We start from the raw sequence: 16,303 nt of genomic DNA, 5'->3' as shown, positions 1-16,303 counted from the left end.
AACCCGTTGTCCCCCAACCGAAGGAGCACCACCATGACCGACGTCCGCGGCCTCGTCGAGCAGTACATCGCCGTCTGGAACGAAACCGACGGCGACAAGCGCCGCGCCCTCATCGCCGACCTGTTCACCGAAGACGTCCGCTACACCGACCCGCTCGGCGCCGTCGCCGGGCACGACGGGATCGACCAGTTCGTCGGCGGGGCGCAGCAGCAGTTCGCCGGGCTCACCTTCAGCCTGCCCGCCGAGCCGGACGCGCACCACGACCTCGCGCGGTTCCAGTGGTACCTCGGCACGCCGGGCACCGAGCCGGTCGCCATCGGGTTCGACGTCGTCGAGCTCGAGGACGGGAAGATCGCCAAGGTGCACGGCTTCCTCGACAAGCTGCCCGGCTGAGGACACGACGTGCGGGCTCCCGGGCAGGGGAGCCCGCACGTCATCCGCGCCTAGCTCTTCAGCGCGCCCCGCCAGCGCACCGTCGGGCGCAGCTTCTCCGGGTTCACCCGGTGCTTGTTCGCCCCCACGATGTCGAACATCGACTCGATCAGCGTGTCCGAAAGCAGGTGCGGCGCCAGCCCCAGCTCGACCAGCCCGGTGTGCTTCACGTTGTAGTAGTGCTCCGGCGCCTCGGTTCGCGGGTTCTCCAGCTGCTCGATCTGCACCGGGCCGGGGAACCGCTCGGCGACGAGCTCGGCGATCGCGGCCACGGACATGCTCTCGGTCATCTGGTTGAAGACGCGGAACTCCCCCGCCTCGGCCGGGTTCTCCACGGCGAGGCGGATGCACTCCACGGTGTCGCGGATGTCGATCAGGCCGCGGGTCTGGGCGCCCTTGCCGTACACGGTCAGCGGCTGGCCCAGCACCGCCTGGATGACGAACCGGTTGAGCACGGTGCCGAACACCGCGTCGTAGTCGAACCGGGTCGCCAGCCGCGGGTCGAGCGCCGTTTGGGGTGTCTGCTGGCCGTACACCACGCCCTGGTTGAGGTCCGTCGCCCGCAGCCCCCACGCGCGGCAGGTGAATTCGATGTTGTGCGAATCGTGGACCTTCGTCAGGTGGTAGAAGGAACCCGGCCGCTTGGGGAACAGCACGCGGTCCTTGCGCCCGTTGTGTTCGAGGTCGAGCCAGCCTTCTTCGATGTCGATGTTCGGCGTGCCGTATTCGCCCATCGTGCCCAGTTTGACCAGGTGGATGGCCGGGTTGATCTCGGCGATCGCGTACAGCAGGTTCAGCGTGCCGACCACGTTGTTGTGCTGGGTGTAGACCGCGTGCTCGCGGTCGATCATGGAGTACGGCGCCGACCGCTGTTCGGCGTAGTGGACGACGGCGTCCGGCGCGAAGTCGCGCACCGCGTCGAAGAGGAACTCCGCGTCCAGCAGATCGCCTTCGTAGCTGGTGATCTCCTTGCCCGAAACCTGCCGCCACGCGGCGATCCGGTCGTCGAGCGACTCGATCGGGACCAGGCTTTCCACGCCCAGTTCGGCGTCGTAACCGCGGCGCGCGAAATTGTCGAGAACGGCCACGTCGTGGCCTTTGTCCGATAAGTGCAGCGCGGTCGGCCAGCCCAGATATCCGTCACCGCCGAGAACCAGCACCCGCATTGTGCCGCCTTTCCTGCTCGTTTACGCCACAAGCGTGCCGATCATGCGAAAGAGCAGAGGCTTGCGGGAACCCGACAGTGCAATAGCCGGGGCTTCGCCCCGGGCCGGGGGCTCCGCCACCCGGAGCCCCCCGGACGTTATCGATCACGTCCTGATGAAGACCTGGCAATAGGCTGTGAATCTCCTATGCGTAGGGGGCCCGGACGGCGGCGCGCCCGGCCCGCGGGGAGGATGGGGGCATGACGACCGTAACCAACGGCGTGCGGCCCCGCACAACGGACGAAACCCGCCGCCGCGGCTGGGCCCGGCTGGCGCGCGCCGCCGCGACTTCGGTCGCCGCCACGGTCCTCAGCCAGGTCGTGCTGCTGGCCGCGCTGGCCACCGGCGGGGTCCCGGCGCTGGCGAGCTCGCTGGCCTGGGCCGCCGGCGCGGTGCTGAACTTCGTGGTCACCCGCCGCTGGGTGTGGGGCCGCACCGGGCGCCCGCGCGTGCGGCGCGAGCTGCTGCCCTACCTCGTCGTCATCGGGCTCGGCGGGCTCTCCTCGATCGGCCTGACCACGCTCTCCGGCTCGCTGCTGACGCGGCTCGCGCTGCCGCACTTCTGGTGGGTCGTGCTCGTCGACGCCACCTACGTCGCGAGCTACGCGCTGGTGTTCGTCGTCAAGTTCACGCTGCTCGACCGGCTCGTGTTCGGCCGCGGCGCAGCACATACCCCCGCCACCACGTCCCGGTCATGACGCGGGCGTAGTTGGCGCCGTAGACGAGGCTGCCGCCCTTCTTGCTCTTGCCCGCCTTCCGCAGCCGCATGCTCATCGGCAGCTCGACCACGCGCGCCCCGCGCGCGGTCACCCCGAGCAGCAGCTCCGAAGACTGGTACTGCGGCTCGTTGAGCGGCACCGAACAGGCCAGCTCCGCCCGCATGGCGCGGAAGCCGAACGACGTGTCGGTGATCCGCCGCGCGGTCAGCACCGACGCCAGCACCGCGAACACCCGCACCCCGAGCCACCGGACGCGGCTGTCGGCCTCTTCGTGCCCGAGCCGCCGCGAGCCGGTGACGAAGTCCGCGGTGCCGTCGACGACCGGGCCCGCGAGGGCCGCCAGCTCGCTGTTGTCGTACTGGCCATCGGCGTCGGTCGTCACGACGTACTCGGCACCGTGCTCAGCCGCGAGGTGGTAGCCGAGCCGCAGGGCGGCGCCTTGGCCGCGGTTGCGCGGTGCGACGCAGACGTACGCGCCGTGCTCCTCGGCGATGGCGGCCGTGTCGTCCGTGCCGCCGTCGACCACCACGAGCACGTCGACCCGCAGCCCGAGGCATTCGTCCGGCATCTTCTCCAGGACTTCGCCGATGCCGCCGGCTTCGTTGTAGGCGGCGATGACGACGGTCAGCGGGGCCAGTGCGAGACCCGGGTGGCGGTCGCGGAAGTCTGCCAGGGCGCCCCGGTCGACGTCGTCGGGGAAGGCGGCCAGGCGTTTCCGGCTGGCCGACGTCAGCGTCGTGAAGCCGAGTGCCCCCGCGAGCGGCAGCAGCACCAGCGCGGGGATCTGGTAGCGCCAGGAGAACTGGAACACCGCCGAGGCGAAGAGCAGGACCAGTCCGCTCGACGCGGCGAGCAGGGCGCCCGCCTGAGCGCGGTCCAGCGGCTTCTTGCGGCGGAACACCGTCAGGAGCCCGAGGAGCGCGCCGATGCCGAGCACCGCGCCCGGGACGTACCCGCCGCCGAGCTGGTAGTCGCGCAGGATCTTCGCCAGCGGCTGGTCGACGCTCGCGACGACGCCGTCGTTCTGCAGCGTGACCAGGTCGATCAGCGATTGGTCGGCCCACTGCGGGTAACTCAGCTGGAACTGCCACCGGTCCAGCGGGACGTCGGTGGGGTCCTGCTCGCGGGTCCAGGCGAAGCTCTTCGAAAAGTCGTTCAGGACCGCCTCGGCGACGTCGCCGGGCTGCGCCTTCAGCACGGCGATCGCGAACTCGTGGGCCAGCGCGGCTTTGTCCGCACCCGGCGGCAGCGGGCCCGGCCAGTTCGGGTCGAGGTCGGCGTGCGTGTAGTTGTCCACCAGGCGCGTCTCGCGCGGCTCGGCCGGGCAGAACACCTGCAGTTCCGGGGCCAGGTGCAGGTTTGCGCAGTCGGCGACGGCGGCGGTGCGGCCGTAGAGCATGTTCCCGGACGGCCCGGTCAACCCCCACTTGCCGGTCTCGGAATGGACGCGCGCCGAGTAGGGCACGAGCACGACGAGGAGGCCCAGCAACCCGATCCCGGCGCGGCGCCAGCCCGCCCAGTTCCGCCACGCGCCCCCAGCGACGACCAGGAACACCAGCAGCGGCAATGCCAGCGAGATCCCGATCAGCCGGGTCAGCACGCCGAACCCGAGCAGCAGGCCCGCGGCCCCCGCGCGTTTCCAGCCCGGCGCGCCCTTGCCCAGCAGCAGCCACAGCAGTCCGAGCAGCACCGCCTCGAACGTCACCTCGGACATGATGTTCTGCTCGATCTGCAGCTGGTAGGCGTCGAGCAGCACCGGTGCGGCGGCGAGCGCGCCCACCCACGGGCGGCCGCCGAGGCGCAGCACCAGCCCGTACACGCCGATGGCGATGAGCAGTCCGCCGACGTGCTGGACGGCCGCGACCCAGGCCAGCCCGCCGACCGCCAGCAGCGGGCGCAGCACGAGGTCGTAGCCGATGGGGTCGAGCTGGTCGGCGCGCAAGGCGTGCAGGTTGTCGATGTAGCGGAACGAATCGATGAACAGCAACGCGGGCCGGTAGGCCAGCCAGGTCAGCACCCGCAGCACGATCGCGGGTACCAGCAGCAGGAGGAGCGGCCAGTGGCGGCGCAGGAACGCGGTCACGGTGTCGCGAGGCTCGAGAAGTACTTCCAGGCCGTGGCCAGGCCTTCGGCCAGGGAGACTTCCGGCCGGTAGCCGATGGTTCCGGCGCTGGCTGAGACGTCGACGACCACCGCGGGCATCTCCCCGGCCGGCGCCTCGACGTGCTCGACGGGCAGCTCGGCGCCGGTCACCTCGCGCACGGCCTCGACCATCTCCAGCACCGAAACCGACCGCCCGGCGCCGACGATCGCGCGGCCGGAGTAGCCGCTGTCGAGGGCCAGCAGGATCGCGCGGACGACGTCGTCGACGTGCACGAGGTCGCGGCGCTGGCGGCCGTCGCCGTAGATCTTGACGCCGCCGCCGGACAGCGCGGCCCGCATCATCCGCGGCACGAAACTGTCCTTGTGGGACATTCCGGGCCCGTAGACGTTGGTGAACCGCAACGCGCACGTCGTCATGCCGTACGCGCCGGAGTAGCCCGAGAGCAGCATCTCGCACGCGGCTTTGGTGGCGCCGTAGGGCGTCAAGGGCCGCAGTGGGAGGTCGGGAGTGATGGTCGCGGTGCCCACGTTCCCGATCACCGCGTTGGTCGAGGCGAGCAGGAACCTCGGCACCTCGTGCCGCCGGGCCAGTTCGAGCAGTTCCTGCGTCACGAGGACGTTGTCGGCGAAGGTCTGCTCGGGCAGCTCGACCGAGCGCAGCACCGACGTCAGCGCGGCGAGGTGGACGATGCCCGCGGTCTCCGCCGTGACGGCTTCTTCGCGGACGGCGGCTTCGCGCAGTTCCCCGGTCACCACGCGGACGCGGTCGAGCTCGTCGGGGAACGGCACCCGGTCCACGACGGTGACCGGGACACCCCGGTCGCGGAGGGCTCGCACGACGGCCCGGCCGATGAAGCCACTGCCGCCGGTGACGACCACGGACGTCCGGTCAGGACCGTGCGCACTCAGCATGGCGCCAACCTATCCCCCGAACCTGTGCGCCCGGTGCGGGGCGTCGCGTGTTGCCGCCTCGGCAACGAATTTTGCGCGCACACCGAGCTTGCCAGGAGCCTGGCGAGCACCGCACCCGACTCACCGAGGGAACCCTGATGCCGCACGACTTCTCCGGCCGCACCGCGCTCGTCACCGGAGCCACCTCCGGCATCGGCCGGGCCACCGCCGTCGCCCTCGCCGAACGCGGCGCCGCCGTCGTCGTCCACGGCCGCGATCCCCGGCGAGCGGCCGAAACCGTCGCCCTCATCGAGGAGAAGGGCGGCACGGCCCGCTTCGAGGCCGCCGACCTCGCCGATCCGGCGGAGGTGACCCGCCTCGCCGCGCGGGCGGGCTCGGTCGACGTCCTCGTCAACAACGCCGGGATCTTCCGGTTCGCGAGCACCGCCGACACGGACCAGGCGACGTTCGGGGCGCACCTCGACGTCAACCTGCGGGCGCCGTTCCTGCTCGTCCAAGCCCTGGCCCCGGCGATGGTGGCCCGCGGCCGCGGCGCGGTGGTCAACCTCAGCAGCGGCGCCGCCGCCACACCCGGCTTCGGCACCGGTGTCTACGGCGCGTCCAAGGCGGCGCTGGAGTCGCTGACGCGGGTGTGGGCCGCCGAGTTCGGCCCGGCGGGCGTGCGCGTCAACGCCGTCGCCGCCGGTCCCACCCGCACCGAGGGCACCGCGGTCCACGGCGAGGCCTTCGAAGCGGCCGCCCAGTCCGTCGCGCTGCGGCGGCTGGCCGACGCCGACGAGATCGCCGAAGCGGTCGTGTTCCTCGCCTCCGACGCCGCCGGCTACGTCAACGGCGCCACGCTCAGCGCCATGGGCGGGCTGCCCGCTCTCGGCTGACGCGTCAGGCGAAAGCCTCCGGTGGCGGGCAGGAGCAGACCAGGTTGCGGTCCCCGGCGGCACCGTCGATGCGGCGGACCGGCGGCCAGATCTTCTCCGTGCGCGTCCCGGCCGGGAACACCGCGGTCTCGCGGCTGTACGGGCGGTCCCAGTCGCCCACGACGCAGCTCGCGGTGTGCGGGGCGTGCCGCAGGGGTGAGTCATCGAGCGGCCACTCCCCCGCCGCGACCTGGTCGATCTCGCCGCGGATGGCGATCATCGCGTCGCAGAAGCGGTCGAGTTCGGCGAGGTCTTCGCTTTCGGTCGGCTCCACCATGAGCGTGCCCGCCACCGGGAACGACATCGTCGGCGCGTGCAGGCCGTAGTCCGCCAGGCGTTTCGCGACGTCGTCGACCGTGACGCCGGTGGCCTTCGTCAGCGGACGCAGGTCGAGGATGCACTCGTGCGCGACGAGGCCCTCGCGGCCCGCGTACAGCACCGGGTAGTGCTCGGCGAGCCGCCGGGCGACGTAGTTCGCGTTGGCCACCGCGACCAGCGTCGCCGCGCGCAGTCCCTCAGCGCCCATCATCCGGACGTAGGCCCAGGAGATCGGCAGGATCGACGCGCTGCCCCACGGCGCCGCGCTCACCGGACCGACTCCGGTGGCCGGTCCGGCGACCGGCTGCAGCGGGTGGTTCGGCAGGAACGGCGCCAGGTGCGCGCGGACGCCGATCGGGCCGACGCCGGGCCCGCCGCCGCCGTGCGGGATGCAGAACGTCTTGTGCAGGTTGAGGTGTGACACGTCGGCGCCGAAGCGGCCGTACTGGGCGACGCCGATCAGAGCGTTGAGGTTCGCGCCGTCGACGTACACCTGGCCGCCCGCGTCGTGCACCGCCGCGCACACCTCGCCGACGGTGTCCTCGTAGACCCCGTGCGTCGACGGGTAGGTCAGCATGATCGCGGCCAGGTCGGCGCGGTGGTCGTCCACAGTGGAGCGCAGGTGCGCGAGGTCGATGTTGCCGTCGTCGTCGCAGCGGACGACGACCACGCGCATGCCCGCCATCACCGCGCTCGCCGCGTTCGTCCCGTGGGCGCTCGCCGGGATCAGGCAGACGTCTCGCGCGTGCTCGCCGCGCGAGCGGTGGTAGGCGCGGATGGCCAGCAAGCCCGCGAACTCGCCCTGGCTGCCGGCGTTGGGCTGCAGGGAAACCGTGTCGTAGCCGGTGATCCGCGCGAGCCAGGCGGCCAGGTCGGCGACGACCGTCAGCAGCCCGGCGGCGTCCTCGGCGGGCGCGAACGGGTGCAGCCCGGCGAACTCCGGCCAGGTGACCGGCTCCATTTCGGCCGTGGCGTTGAGCTTCATGGTGCACGAGCCGAGCGGGATCATGCTGCGGTCGAGCGCCACGTCCTTGTCCGCCAGCTGCCGCAGGTAGCGCAGCAGCGCGGTTTCCGAGCGGTGGCTGTGGAACACCGGGTGGGTGAGGAACGCGCTGGTGCGCCGCAGCGGCGGCGGCAGCGCGTCCGCCGTGTCCGCGTCGAGGCCGTCCACATCGGACACCGAGACGCCGAACGCCTTCCACACGCGGGAAAGCCGCTCACGGGTGGTGGTCTCGTCACAGGCCACACCGACGTGGTCGTCGTCGACGCGCCGCAGGTTGACCCCGAGGTCGCGCGCCGTCTCGACGACCGCGTCGGCCCGGCCGGGAACCGCGGCGGTGATCGTGTCGAAGAACTCGCCGTGCACGACGTCGACGCCGCCCTCGGCGAGCCCGGCGGCGAGCACGGTGGCCATCCGGTGGGCGCGTACCGCGATCGCGCGCAGCCCGTCGGGTCCGTGGTACACGGCGTACATCGACGCCATCACGGCGAGCAGGACCTGCGCGGTGCAGATGTTCGACGTCGCCTTCTCGCGGCGGATGTGCTGCTCGCGGGTCTGGAGGGCGAGCCGGTACGCGGGCGCGCCGTCGGCGTCCTTCGACACGCCGACCAGGCGTCCGGGCAGCTGCCGTTCCAAGCCCTTGCGCACCGCCAGGTAGGCGGCGTGCGGGCCGCCGAAGCCGAGCGGGACGCCGAACCGCTGCGTCGAGCCGACGGCGACGTCGGCCCCGAGTTCCCCGGGCGGCCGGAGCAGGGTGAGGGCGAGCGGGTCGGCGGCGACGATGACGGCGGCGCCGTGGTTCTTGGCCTCGGCGATGGTGAGGTCCGGCTCGCGGACGGCACCGGACGCGCCCGGGTACGAGAGGAGCACGCCGAAGAAGTCCCCGCCGAGGCCGAGCCCGGTCAGGCCTTGGGAAAGGTCTTCGACGACCAGTTCGATGCCGAGCGGCTCCGCACGGGTCCGCAGCACGGCGAGGGTCTGCGGCAGGGTGTCCTCGTCGACGACGAACCGGGTGGACGTGGACTTCCCCGCGCGCCGGACGAGCGTCATCGCCTCGGCGGCGGCGGTGGCCTCGTCGAGCAGGGAGGCGTTGGCGACGGGCAGCCCGGTGAGGTCGGCGACCATCGTCTGGAAGTTGAGCAGGGCTTCGAGCCGCCCCTGCGAGATTTCGGGCTGGTAGGGCGTGTAGGCGGTGTACCAGGCCGGGTTCTCGAGGACGTTGCGCCGGATGACGGGCGGGGTGACGGTGTCGTGGTAGCCGAGCCCGATCATCTGCGCCATCGGCCGGTTCCGCGCGGCGAGCTTCCCGCAGCTCGGCGAGGGCTTGGGCTTCGGTGGCGGCGGGCGGCAGTTCCAGTGGCTGCGCGGAGTCCCGCAGCGACGACGGCACCGCGCGCTCGGCGAGTTCGTCGAGGGAGGCGACGCCGATGACGTCGAGGATGCGGCGGAGGTCGTCCGGACCGGGCCCGATGTGCCGGTCGGCGAAGGGGATGCCCTGTTCCAGCGAGGCGAGTGAAGGATCCACGGAGGCCTCCTTGAGACGGCGGGGCTGGGCCCGGACTTCGCTGTCCTGGCCCTCCCCACTCTGTCCGTACCCGAAATGGGCGCCTGAGAGTTTCGCCCGCAGTTTGCCGGGCTTGCACCGTCGGCGGGGCCATCAGGCTGTGTTCTGACGACCCGCTTTCCAGAGGCGTCTCGTCCGCGCGGTCCAGGGTGCCTGAGAGGTTCCGGGGAGGACTTGCTCCTTCGGCGCCGAACTCACTATGAGGTTCGGACTCTCCCGCGCGGATTCGTCGACCGCAGGGAGAACCTTACTCCGTCCGCCTCGGCGGTGATCAACCGGTCTTGCGGGCGTTGCGGCGCTGGGTCAGCTCGTCCGGTTCGTGCGTCTCGACGACGCCGCCGTCGGCGCGTTCGGCCGGGAACTCGTGGATGGTGCCGCTGATCTCCTGCATCGCCCCGCTGACCGCGATGCCGAAGACGCCTTGGCCGCCCTGGAGCAGATCGACGATCTCCTCCGGGGACGTGCATTCGTAGACCGTGGTGCCGTCGGAGAACAGCGTGACCCGGGCGAGGTCGCGGACCCCGCGGACGCGCAGGTGGTCGACGGCGACGCGGATGTTCTGCAGCGAGACCCCGGTGTCCAGGAGCCGCTTGACGACCTTGAGGACCAGGATGTCCTTGAACGAGTACAGCCGCTGCGAGCCGGAGCCGTGCGCGGTGCGGATGCTGGGCGCGACCAGCTTCGTCCGGGCCCAGTAGTCGAGCTGGCGGTAGGTGATCCCGGCGATCTGGCACGCGGCCGGGCCGCGGTAGCCCACCAGCTCGTCCGGCAGCGAGTTGTCGGGGAACAGCTCACCCTGCTCGCCACTCGCGACCTCAACAGGCTGCTTCTCGGAACCAGCCTCGACCACGCAAGCCTCCCCTCGCCCGACCTGGCGGCCGGCGAATGACAGCCGGACGGCCCCAGGAGCGGGGCCCGCCGGAGGTCGACCGCCACGGTCCGGCCCCAGACCGCGAATCACACCGTGGCGATTTACCTCCTTCGACGGTAAGCGCCCGGACTGGACCGGTCAACGCGACGCGCGGCAAGCCTCAACGGACGGATGAGCCTTTGAGCCGTTCGCCGTACCCCGTGGGCCGCGGTTCAAACCCGCTCGACACTTTTACTCAGCCGTGTTAATTTTTACTCATGCAAGTAAACACCGACCTCATGGCGGAGCTGGGGCTCAGCGTCACCGAGGCCGCGCGGCGCGCGCAGATCATCGGCGCGACGATCGGCGTCATCGCCGACCTCGGCTACCGGAAGACCACCTTCGCCAAGATCAAGGAGCGCGCCGGGCTCAGCAGCACCCGGCTGATCTCCTACCACTTCACGAACAAGGCCGGCCTGATGCAGGCGGTGCTGAGCACGGTCGTCGAGACGAAGAACGAGTTCCTCACCGCGCGCACCGGCGGCGAGCTCGACCCGGCGGACCGGCCCGGCTACCTGCGGGCGCACATCGAGACGTCGATCGCGTTCCTGCGCGCGTACCCGGAGTGCGTCCGGGTGCTCACCGAGCTGGCGGCCAACGCCGACGACGCCGACGGCTGGGTGATGACGAAGGTGCTGGTCGACGACATGCGGGTGCACGGCCTCGCGCGTCAGCTCAAGCAGGGGCAGGCCGAAGGGCTGTTCGGCGAGTTCACGCCGGAGGTGATGGCGATGTCGATCGCCCAGGCCATCGACGGCGTCGCCGCGGCCTACGCGGCCGACCCCTCCCTGGACCTGGAGAAGTACGGCCGCGAGGTCGCGGACACCTTCGTCAAGGCGACGGCGCCATGAGGGCCCGGTCGAGCCGCTCTTCGATGCGGGCCTTCGGGAACGCGCCGACGATCGTCTCGACCGGCTCCCCGTGGCGGAAGAGAATCATCGTCGGCAGCGACATGACCTGGTAGGAGCGGGTGGTCTCCGGGTTCTCGTCGGAGTTGATCTTCCGCACGGCGAGCGTCCCGGCGCGTTCGGCGGCCAGCGCGTCGAGCACCGGGGAGACCATCCGGCAGGGCGGGCACCAGGTCGCCCAGAACTCGACGAGCACGGGGACGTCACTGCCGAGGACTTCGGCGAAGGTCGCATCGGTGACTGCGGTGACTTCGGACATCGGGGGGCTCCTTCAGGGGCGCGGGGAATCGGGCACGACACACGGATCGGGGGCCTGCCGGGCGAGGGCGGCGACGAGCTTCGCGGTCAGCTCGGCGCGGATGCCGCCGAGTTTCGCCAGCAGCGCGTCGGCTTCTTCGAGCTTGCGGCGGTACACCTCGATCGAGCTTTCGCACGCGTCGCCGGTGTCGTGGCCGCTGCGCAGGCACTCGACGAACGGCCGGGTCTCCTCCAGCGTCAGCCCGACCGTCTGGAGGGTCTGGATCTCCTTGACCAGCTGGAGGTCGTCCTCGTCGTACTCGCGGTAGCCGTTCGCCGAGCGACGGGCCGCGAGGAGGCCCTGGGCCTCGTAAAAGCGCAGCGCACGGGTGGTGACACCCGTGCGCTGTGCGAGTTCTCCGATCCGCATGCCTCCGACGCTAGACGTTGACGTCCGCGTCAAGGCAAGAGATCAGGTGTCGGCTCCGCGGAAGTCTTCCGGCGACACGGAGTCGAGGAACTCGCGGAACTTCTCGACCTCGTCCTCCTGCTCGTCCGGGATGATCAGGCCGGCCTCTTCCAGCACCGCGTCCACGGCGTGGATGGGGACGCCGATCCGCAGGGCCAGCGCGACCGAGTCGCTCGGCCGGGCGGACACCCGGATGTCGCCGTCGAAGACCAGCTCCGCGAAGAACGTGCCTTCCTTCAGATCGGTGATGACGACCTGCTCCAGCTCCCGGCCCAGCGCTCCGATGACCTCTTTCAGCAGGTCATGCGTGAGCGGACGGGCGGGGCGGACCCCCTGCTGCTCCAAGGCGATGGCGGTGGCTTCGACCGAGCCGATCCAGATCGGCAGATACCGTTCACCCTCGGTCTCCCGCAGCAACAAGATCGGCTGATTCGCGGGCAGCTCGACCCGCACACCGACGACGCGCATTTCGCTCATCGGGTTTCGCCTCCCTCTCGTGCACACGGGCTTCAGCGTTCGAACGGCTTCGCGCCGCCACTGCCGACGCTACCCGTCATCCGTGCGCTGTGCTCGCTGTCCGGACTCTCTCGGTTCGCCTGCCGCAAACCCTGCTCTCACGGTACGGCATGCGGGTCCGAACATTCAGTCATTGACATGGGACCGCAAAGAGGATCTCACTGCCCCGTTACGATCAACACCCGGCGACGCCACGGATTCCGGCCTTGACGAGGAGCGTGTGCAGCGTCACGGACAGTGCCGCGAGCTCCCTGACCACCTCGTCCGCCCTCGCCCCGGCCTCCGGGTCACGATGCCGGTACACCGGCGTCACGATCTGCTCCAGCAACCCCACCTCGCGGTCGGCCGCGGCGCGGAAGGCACGCAGATGTCTCGGCTCGATACCGAATTCGGTCATCGCCTTCACCGTGCGCGCCACCAGCACCGCGTCGGGGTCGAAGAACCCCGCCGGGCCCGGCCGGACCAGGCCGTACTGCTGGAGGTCGGCCAGCGCGGCCTCGTCGATGCCGGCCCGCTCCAGGAGCTCCTCCTGGGTCAGGCGCAGCTCCTTGCCAGCGGCGAAGTCGTCCGCCACCGGCAGGCCGACGTTCTCCGCGGGCGCGTCGATCGGCACCAGCCGGCGCGGCGGGCGGGGCAGGGCCGCGGCGGGCCCGGCACCCGAGTCCGCCGCGTCCAGCTGCTCCTTGATGACCTTCAGCGGGAGGTAGTGGTCCCGCTGGGCGGCCAGGACGAACCGCAGGCGCTCCACGTCCGCCGCGGCGAACTGCCGGTACCCCGAAGGCGTCCGGCCCGGCGTGACCAGGCCTTCCGCTTCGAGGAACCGGATCTTGGAGATGGTGACGTCGGGGAAGTCGGCGCGCAGCTGCGCCAGAACGGCCCCGATGCTCAACCCGTGGTTCTGTGGCCGCCCGGCCGCCGTCACTGCGCCCCCTGGCCCCCGTGCCCCGGGCCGGTCAGGAAGACCAGGCGGAACTTCCCGATCTGGACCTCGTCGCCGCCGGCGAGGACGGCCTGGTCGACCGGCTCCCGGTTGACGTAGGTGCCGTTGAGGCTGCCGACGTCGATGACGACGAACTCGCCGCCCTCGCGCCGGAACTCCGCGTGCCGCCGGGACACCGTGACGTCGTCCAGGAAAATGTCGCTGTCCGGGTGCCGCCCGGCGCTGGTGGTGTCGCGGTCGAGCAGGAACCGCGAACCCGCGTTGGGCCCGCGCTTCACGACCAGCAGGGCCGAACCGGGCGGCAGGGCGTCGACGCCCTGGACCGGAGCTTCCGCGGCCGGGGCGGGCTCGTGGCCTTCGGCTTCGGCCAGGAAGTCGGCCCGGAAGACAGAGGTCCGCTCCGGAGACTGCTCCGGGGGAACGCCGCCGGGCCCGTCGTTCGTGCTCACCTGAGCTCTCCTCCACACATGCTGTGATGCCTAGTACTCAAGAACGTGTAGCTGCCAACGTACCGTGCCTGATCGATTCTCCGAGCCCCGGCTCCCCGAACCGGCGGAGCGGGCTTCAGCCCTTGGTCAGCGCGTCGTACGCCTCGGCTTCGAGCAGGGCTTCCAGGCCCGCCGAGTCGTCGAGCCGGATCTCGATCAGCCAGCCCTCGCCGTACGGGTCACTGTTGATCAGCTCGGGCGAGTCGGCGACGGCGTCGTTGACCGCCACCACCTCGCCGTCGACCGGCGCGAACAGCTCGGAGACGCTCTTGGTCGACTCGACCTCGCCGAAGACGTCGCCCGCGCTCACCTGGCGGCCGACCTCGGGCAGGTCGACGAACACGACGTCGCCGAGCTGGTCTTGCGCGTACTCGGTGATGCCGACGCGGACGAGCGTCTCCTCGCGGGTGGCGACCCACTCGTGTTCCTCGGTGTAGCGAAGCTCTTCAGGAGCGGACACCGCCGGTCCCCTTTCATGCCCTCACTGGCGAAAACGTGCTGGGCGAAGTCTTACACCCACACGGCGCAGCCGCCCGGCACGACCCGGGGTAACGGCGTCGCGCTCAGTCGTCGCCGGCGCCGCGCAGCGCGTTGCGCGCCTGCACGACGTACAGCACGCCGGACCAGAGGTAGAGGACCGCGCCCCAGATGGTGAAGGCGTAGCCGATCGGCCGGGCGACCGCGGCGACGTCGGAGCCGCCCTGCGCGAGCAGCAGGAACGGGAAGGCGTACATCAGGACGAAGGTGGCGCCCTTGCCGATGTAGGTGACCTCGGGCGGCGCGAAGCCGCGGCGGCGCAGCGTCATGACGCAGACGCCGAGGACGGCCTCGCGCAGCACGAGCGGGACCACGACCCACCACGGGATGATCTCGCGGACCAGGAACGCGATGAGCGTCGCCAGGATGTACAGCCGGTCGGCCGCCGGGTCGAGCAGCTGGCCCAGCCGGGACATCTGGTTGAGCCAGCGGGCCAGCTTGCCGTCGAGCCAGTCGGTGAGGGCGCTGAACACCAGCACCGCGAGCGCCCAGCCGTCCTCTTCCGGGCCGAGCAGCAGCCAGAGGAAGACCGGGACGCCGGCCAGCCGCAGCAGGGACAGGATGTTCGGGACGTTCAGGGCCTGCCGCAGCAGTGACGGCTCGGCGCTCGCCTGAGCGGCGGGTTCGGGGGCGGCTGTGCTCACCCGCCCAGCCTAGAGTGCGCCGGTCAGCACGCCCGGCGGCGGCTCCAGCCGCGTCGCTGCAGCTCGGCGCTGCTCAGCGCTTCGGGGCGGCCGCGGTAGTCGGTGCCCATCCAGCGGGCGCGGCCGGGGCGCGCCTCGAGGACGTACGGGCGGCCGCAGCACCAGACGACGCTGCTGGGCACGGTCGGCGGACTGGACGGGTCTTCGGTGTCGCCGCCTTCGGGGCTGGTCACTGCTTCGGCGTTCATCGCTCTCACGGGCTCGGGACGGGTGTCGGGGACGGGGAAGCTCTTCGGCCTCCACCGGGATCTTCGGCACGCGCGGCCCGGATGTTAACGGGCACGGCGGGAATTAGACCGATCGATTCTCGATGACAGCGCGAGGTTTCGGAGCGTGAACGGAATGTTAATCGTCCATTGTGGACGGTGTTGGGGCGGGCACCGGACGGGCCGCCACCCGGCTGGAGTAATCTGCCGCACACCCGTGGGCACGTCGCCCCGCGGGGCCCACCGGGGAGGAAGGATCGCGGTGCCCCACCCGACCACCACGAGGAAGTGGCTCGCGGCCTGCCTCGCCGTGCCCGCGCTGGCGGCGTGCTCCGGCGCCCCGGCCGCCCCGGCGCCGCCGTCCCCGCCCCCGGCGACGTCGTCCCCCGTTCCGACGACGACCGGCACGCCCCCGCCACCGCCCGCGACCGGCGGCTCGTCCACGCCGGCGCCGGTGTCGAAGCCGTCCGGGGCACCGCCGTCGGTCCCCGGCTCGTGCGGCACGGTGACCGCGGCCAGCGGGCTGACGCTGTACGTGTTCGACAGCGGCTCGGCCGGCGTCAGCTGCGCGGCGGCGACGAAGCTGGTCGGCGACTTCCACCGCAAGATCGCCGGGCGCCAGGGCGCCGGGTCGAACGACGCGGTGAACGAGACCGTCGACGGCTGGCTGTGCACGTCCGGGCCGCCCGCCGCGCAGGGCGGCACCACCTGCACCAAGGGCGAGCAGACGGTGTTCGCCGCCGTCGTGCCGTCCGAGTGACCCGTTCCCGTTCCCGTTCCTGAAGGGCCCATGAAGACACTCGCGTACCCCTTGCTGCTCGTCGCCGCGACCGCCGTACTGGCCGGCTGCGGCGGCGACCCGGCGCCCGCCACGCCGACCCCCGGCGGGCCCGCCCCCGCCGCGGCCGCCGCGGCCGAGTCGACGGCCCCTGGCGTGCCCTGCGGCGACGTCACGGGCACGGGCGGCGCGAAGACGGCGGTGGTGGCGCACGGGAAGGTCGACTGCGCCGCGGCGACGAAGCTGCTGAAGGACTACTTCGCGAAGCTGACCCCGGCCGAGGCGAACGCGCCCGACGGCCCGGGCCCGGTGGTGCTCGACGAGTGGACGTGCGGCAGCGGCCCGAACGACCCGGTGACAGCGTGCTCCACCGAGGACGGCCGCCAGGTCGAGGGCACCCGCGGCTGAAAGCGCCCCAAGGCGGCCTTGGTTGCGTCAGACGC

At 71.5% G+C, this 16,303-nt stretch carries 18 protein-coding genes, 1 pseudogene and 1 riboswitch; of the genes and pseudogenes, 6 read left to right on the top strand and 13 right to left on the bottom strand.

Annotation, left to right across the window (positions count from 1 at the left end; translation table 11 throughout):
• Positions 1–33 precede the first annotated feature (33 nt).
• Positions 34–393, top strand: coding sequence for a nuclear transport factor 2 family protein (locus QP939_RS39035; RefSeq protein WP_285451520.1), 360 nt, complete (start codon positions 34–36; stop codon positions 391–393).
• 50 nt (positions 394–443) lie between these two features.
• On the opposite strand, the gene QP939_RS39030 is transcribed toward QP939_RS39035, so the two are convergent.
• The gene (locus tag QP939_RS39030) at positions 444–1,598 is read right to left on the bottom strand and encodes an NAD-dependent epimerase/dehydratase family protein (protein WP_285451519.1); all 1,155 of its coding nucleotides are present in this window, start codon (positions 1,596–1,598) and stop codon (positions 444–446) included.
• Between the two features lie 239 nt (positions 1,599–1,837).
• Here QP939_RS39030 and QP939_RS39025 point away from each other — a divergent pair, with 239 nt between their 5' ends.
• Positions 1,838–2,335 carry a GtrA family protein gene (locus QP939_RS39025; protein WP_285451518.1) on the top strand — a complete coding sequence of 166 codons (498 nt, stop codon included), beginning with the start codon at positions 1,838–1,840 and terminating at the stop codon, positions 2,333–2,335.
• Here the strand turns inward: QP939_RS39025 and QP939_RS39020 are convergent.
• A complete protein-coding gene (locus QP939_RS39020) occupies positions 2,265–4,439 on the bottom strand; it encodes a glycosyltransferase family 2 protein (protein ID WP_285451517.1) in 2,175 nt (724 codons plus the stop codon). The two genes, QP939_RS39025 and QP939_RS39020, sit on opposite strands and share 71 nt — an antisense overlap.
• Positions 4,436–5,371 carry an NAD-dependent epimerase/dehydratase family protein gene (locus QP939_RS39015; protein ID WP_285451515.1) on the bottom strand — a complete coding sequence of 312 codons (936 nt, stop codon included), beginning with the start codon at positions 5,369–5,371 and terminating at the stop codon, positions 4,436–4,438. Before QP939_RS39015 ends, QP939_RS39020 begins: the two co-directional genes overlap by 4 nt.
• Before the next feature lie 137 nt (positions 5,372–5,508).
• Between QP939_RS39015 and QP939_RS39010 the strand changes: the two genes are divergently transcribed.
• The gene (locus QP939_RS39010; RefSeq protein WP_285451514.1) at positions 5,509–6,246 is read left to right on the top strand and encodes an SDR family NAD(P)-dependent oxidoreductase; all 738 of its coding nucleotides are present in this window, start codon (positions 5,509–5,511) and stop codon (positions 6,244–6,246) included.
• A 4-nt stretch (positions 6,247–6,250) separates the two neighbouring features.
• On the opposite strand, the pseudogene gcvP reads toward QP939_RS39010, so the two are convergent.
• Together gcvP and QP939_RS39000 are read right to left on the bottom strand one after the other, a co-directional pair.
• A pseudogene (gcvP, locus tag QP939_RS39005) lies at positions 6,251–9,128 on the bottom strand (aminomethyl-transferring glycine dehydrogenase).
• Positions 9,129–9,297: 169 nt separating this feature from the next.
• Positions 9,298–9,396: riboswitch (glycine riboswitch) on the bottom strand.
• A gap of 42 nt (positions 9,397–9,438) precedes the next feature.
• Complete coding sequence (locus tag QP939_RS39000; protein WP_285451512.1) at positions 9,439–10,017, bottom strand: MerR family transcriptional regulator; 579 nt, start codon at positions 10,015–10,017, stop codon at positions 9,439–9,441.
• 278 nt (positions 10,018–10,295) lie between these two features.
• Here QP939_RS39000 and QP939_RS38995 point away from each other — a divergent pair, with 278 nt between their 5' ends.
• Entirely contained in the window at positions 10,296–10,928 is a 633-nt protein-coding gene (locus QP939_RS38995; protein ID WP_285451510.1) for a TetR/AcrR family transcriptional regulator, read from the top strand.
• Here QP939_RS38995 and trxA read toward each other — a convergent pair.
• The 8 genes from trxA to QP939_RS38955 all read right to left on the bottom strand — a co-directional run bounded on the left by trxA (position 10,909) and on the right by QP939_RS38955 (position 15,064).
• A complete protein-coding gene (gene trxA / locus QP939_RS38990; protein ID WP_285451509.1) occupies positions 10,909–11,244 on the bottom strand; it encodes a thioredoxin in 336 nt (111 codons plus the stop codon). The genes QP939_RS38995 and trxA overlap by 20 nt on opposite strands.
• A 12-nt stretch (positions 11,245–11,256) precedes the next feature.
• A complete protein-coding gene (locus tag QP939_RS38985) occupies positions 11,257–11,652 on the bottom strand; it encodes a MerR family transcriptional regulator (RefSeq protein ID WP_285451507.1) in 396 nt (131 codons plus the stop codon).
• A gap of 42 nt (positions 11,653–11,694) precedes the next feature.
• Positions 11,695–12,168, bottom strand: coding sequence for a bifunctional nuclease family protein (locus QP939_RS38980; protein WP_009078856.1), 474 nt, complete (start codon positions 12,166–12,168; stop codon positions 11,695–11,697).
• Positions 12,169–12,382: 214 nt separating this feature from the next.
• A complete protein-coding gene (gene ftsR / locus QP939_RS38975; protein WP_285451497.1) occupies positions 12,383–13,129 on the bottom strand; it encodes a transcriptional regulator FtsR in 747 nt (248 codons plus the stop codon).
• Positions 13,126–13,596, bottom strand: a complete 471-nt coding sequence (garA, locus tag QP939_RS38970) for a glycogen accumulation regulator GarA (RefSeq protein ID WP_086679381.1) — start codon at positions 13,594–13,596, stop codon at positions 13,126–13,128. Before garA ends, ftsR begins: the two co-directional genes overlap by 4 nt.
• 115 nt (positions 13,597–13,711) lie before the next feature.
• The gene (gene gcvH, locus QP939_RS38965; RefSeq protein WP_285451496.1) at positions 13,712–14,095 is read right to left on the bottom strand and encodes a glycine cleavage system protein GcvH; all 384 of its coding nucleotides are present in this window, start codon (positions 14,093–14,095) and stop codon (positions 13,712–13,714) included.
• 103 nt (positions 14,096–14,198) lie between these two features.
• Positions 14,199–14,816 (bottom strand): cardiolipin synthase ClsA, encoded by a 618-nt coding sequence (gene clsA / locus QP939_RS38960; RefSeq protein WP_285451494.1) that lies wholly within the window; start codon positions 14,814–14,816, stop codon positions 14,199–14,201.
• Between the two features lie 23 nt (positions 14,817–14,839).
• Positions 14,840–15,064: a hypothetical protein gene (locus tag QP939_RS38955; RefSeq protein ID WP_285451492.1), complete on the bottom strand. Its 225-nt coding sequence runs from the start codon at positions 15,062–15,064 to the stop codon at positions 14,840–14,842.
• A gap of 280 nt (positions 15,065–15,344) precedes the next feature.
• Here QP939_RS38955 and QP939_RS38950 point away from each other — a divergent pair, with 280 nt between their 5' ends.
• Together QP939_RS38950 and QP939_RS38945 are read left to right on the top strand one after the other, a co-directional pair.
• Positions 15,345–15,842: a hypothetical protein gene (locus QP939_RS38950; RefSeq protein WP_285451490.1), complete on the top strand. Its 498-nt coding sequence runs from the start codon at positions 15,345–15,347 to the stop codon at positions 15,840–15,842.
• Between the two features lie 30 nt (positions 15,843–15,872).
• Positions 15,873–16,268 (top strand): hypothetical protein, encoded by a 396-nt coding sequence (locus QP939_RS38945; RefSeq protein WP_285451489.1) that lies wholly within the window; start codon positions 15,873–15,875, stop codon positions 16,266–16,268.
• Positions 16,269–16,303 lie beyond the last annotated feature (35 nt).

Source organism: Amycolatopsis nalaikhensis (genome assembly GCF_030264295.1).
Classification (GTDB): Bacteria; Actinomycetota; Actinomycetes; order Mycobacteriales; family Pseudonocardiaceae; genus Amycolatopsis; species Amycolatopsis nalaikhensis.
The sequence above is the reverse complement of the archived record's forward strand: the minus strand, read 5'-3'. Positions and strand labels throughout refer to the sequence as shown.

What these genes read in the sequence shown, in the direction of transcription:
- QP939_RS39035 (WP_285451520.1), top strand. Translation starts at nt 34, where the DNA reads ATGACCGACGTCCGCGGCCTCGTCGAGCAGTACATCGCCGTCTGGAAC.
- QP939_RS39030 (WP_285451519.1), bottom strand. Translation starts at nt 1,598, where the DNA reads ATGCGGGTGCTGGTTCTCGGCGGTGACGGATATCTGGGCTGGCCGACC.
- QP939_RS39025 (WP_285451518.1), top strand. Translation starts at nt 1,838, where the DNA reads ATGACGACCGTAACCAACGGCGTGCGGCCCCGCACAACGGACGAAACC.
- QP939_RS39015 (WP_285451515.1), bottom strand. Translation starts at nt 5,371, where the DNA reads ATGCTGAGTGCGCACGGTCCTGACCGGACGTCCGTGGTCGTCACCGGC.
- QP939_RS39010 (WP_285451514.1), top strand. Translation starts at nt 5,509, where the DNA reads ATGCCGCACGACTTCTCCGGCCGCACCGCGCTCGTCACCGGAGCCACC.
- QP939_RS38995 (WP_285451510.1), top strand. Translation starts at nt 10,296, where the DNA reads ATGCAAGTAAACACCGACCTCATGGCGGAGCTGGGGCTCAGCGTCACC.
- trxA (WP_285451509.1), bottom strand. Translation starts at nt 11,244, where the DNA reads ATGTCCGAAGTCACCGCAGTCACCGATGCGACCTTCGCCGAAGTCCTC.
- QP939_RS38985 (WP_285451507.1), bottom strand. Translation starts at nt 11,652, where the DNA reads ATGCGGATCGGAGAACTCGCACAGCGCACGGGTGTCACCACCCGTGCG.
- QP939_RS38980 (WP_009078856.1), bottom strand. Translation starts at nt 12,168, where the DNA reads ATGAGCGAAATGCGCGTCGTCGGTGTGCGGGTCGAGCTGCCCGCGAAT.
- QP939_RS38955 (WP_285451492.1), bottom strand. Translation starts at nt 15,064, where the DNA reads ATGAACGCCGAAGCAGTGACCAGCCCCGAAGGCGGCGACACCGAAGAC.
- QP939_RS38945 (WP_285451489.1), top strand. Translation starts at nt 15,873, where the DNA reads ATGAAGACACTCGCGTACCCCTTGCTGCTCGTCGCCGCGACCGCCGTA.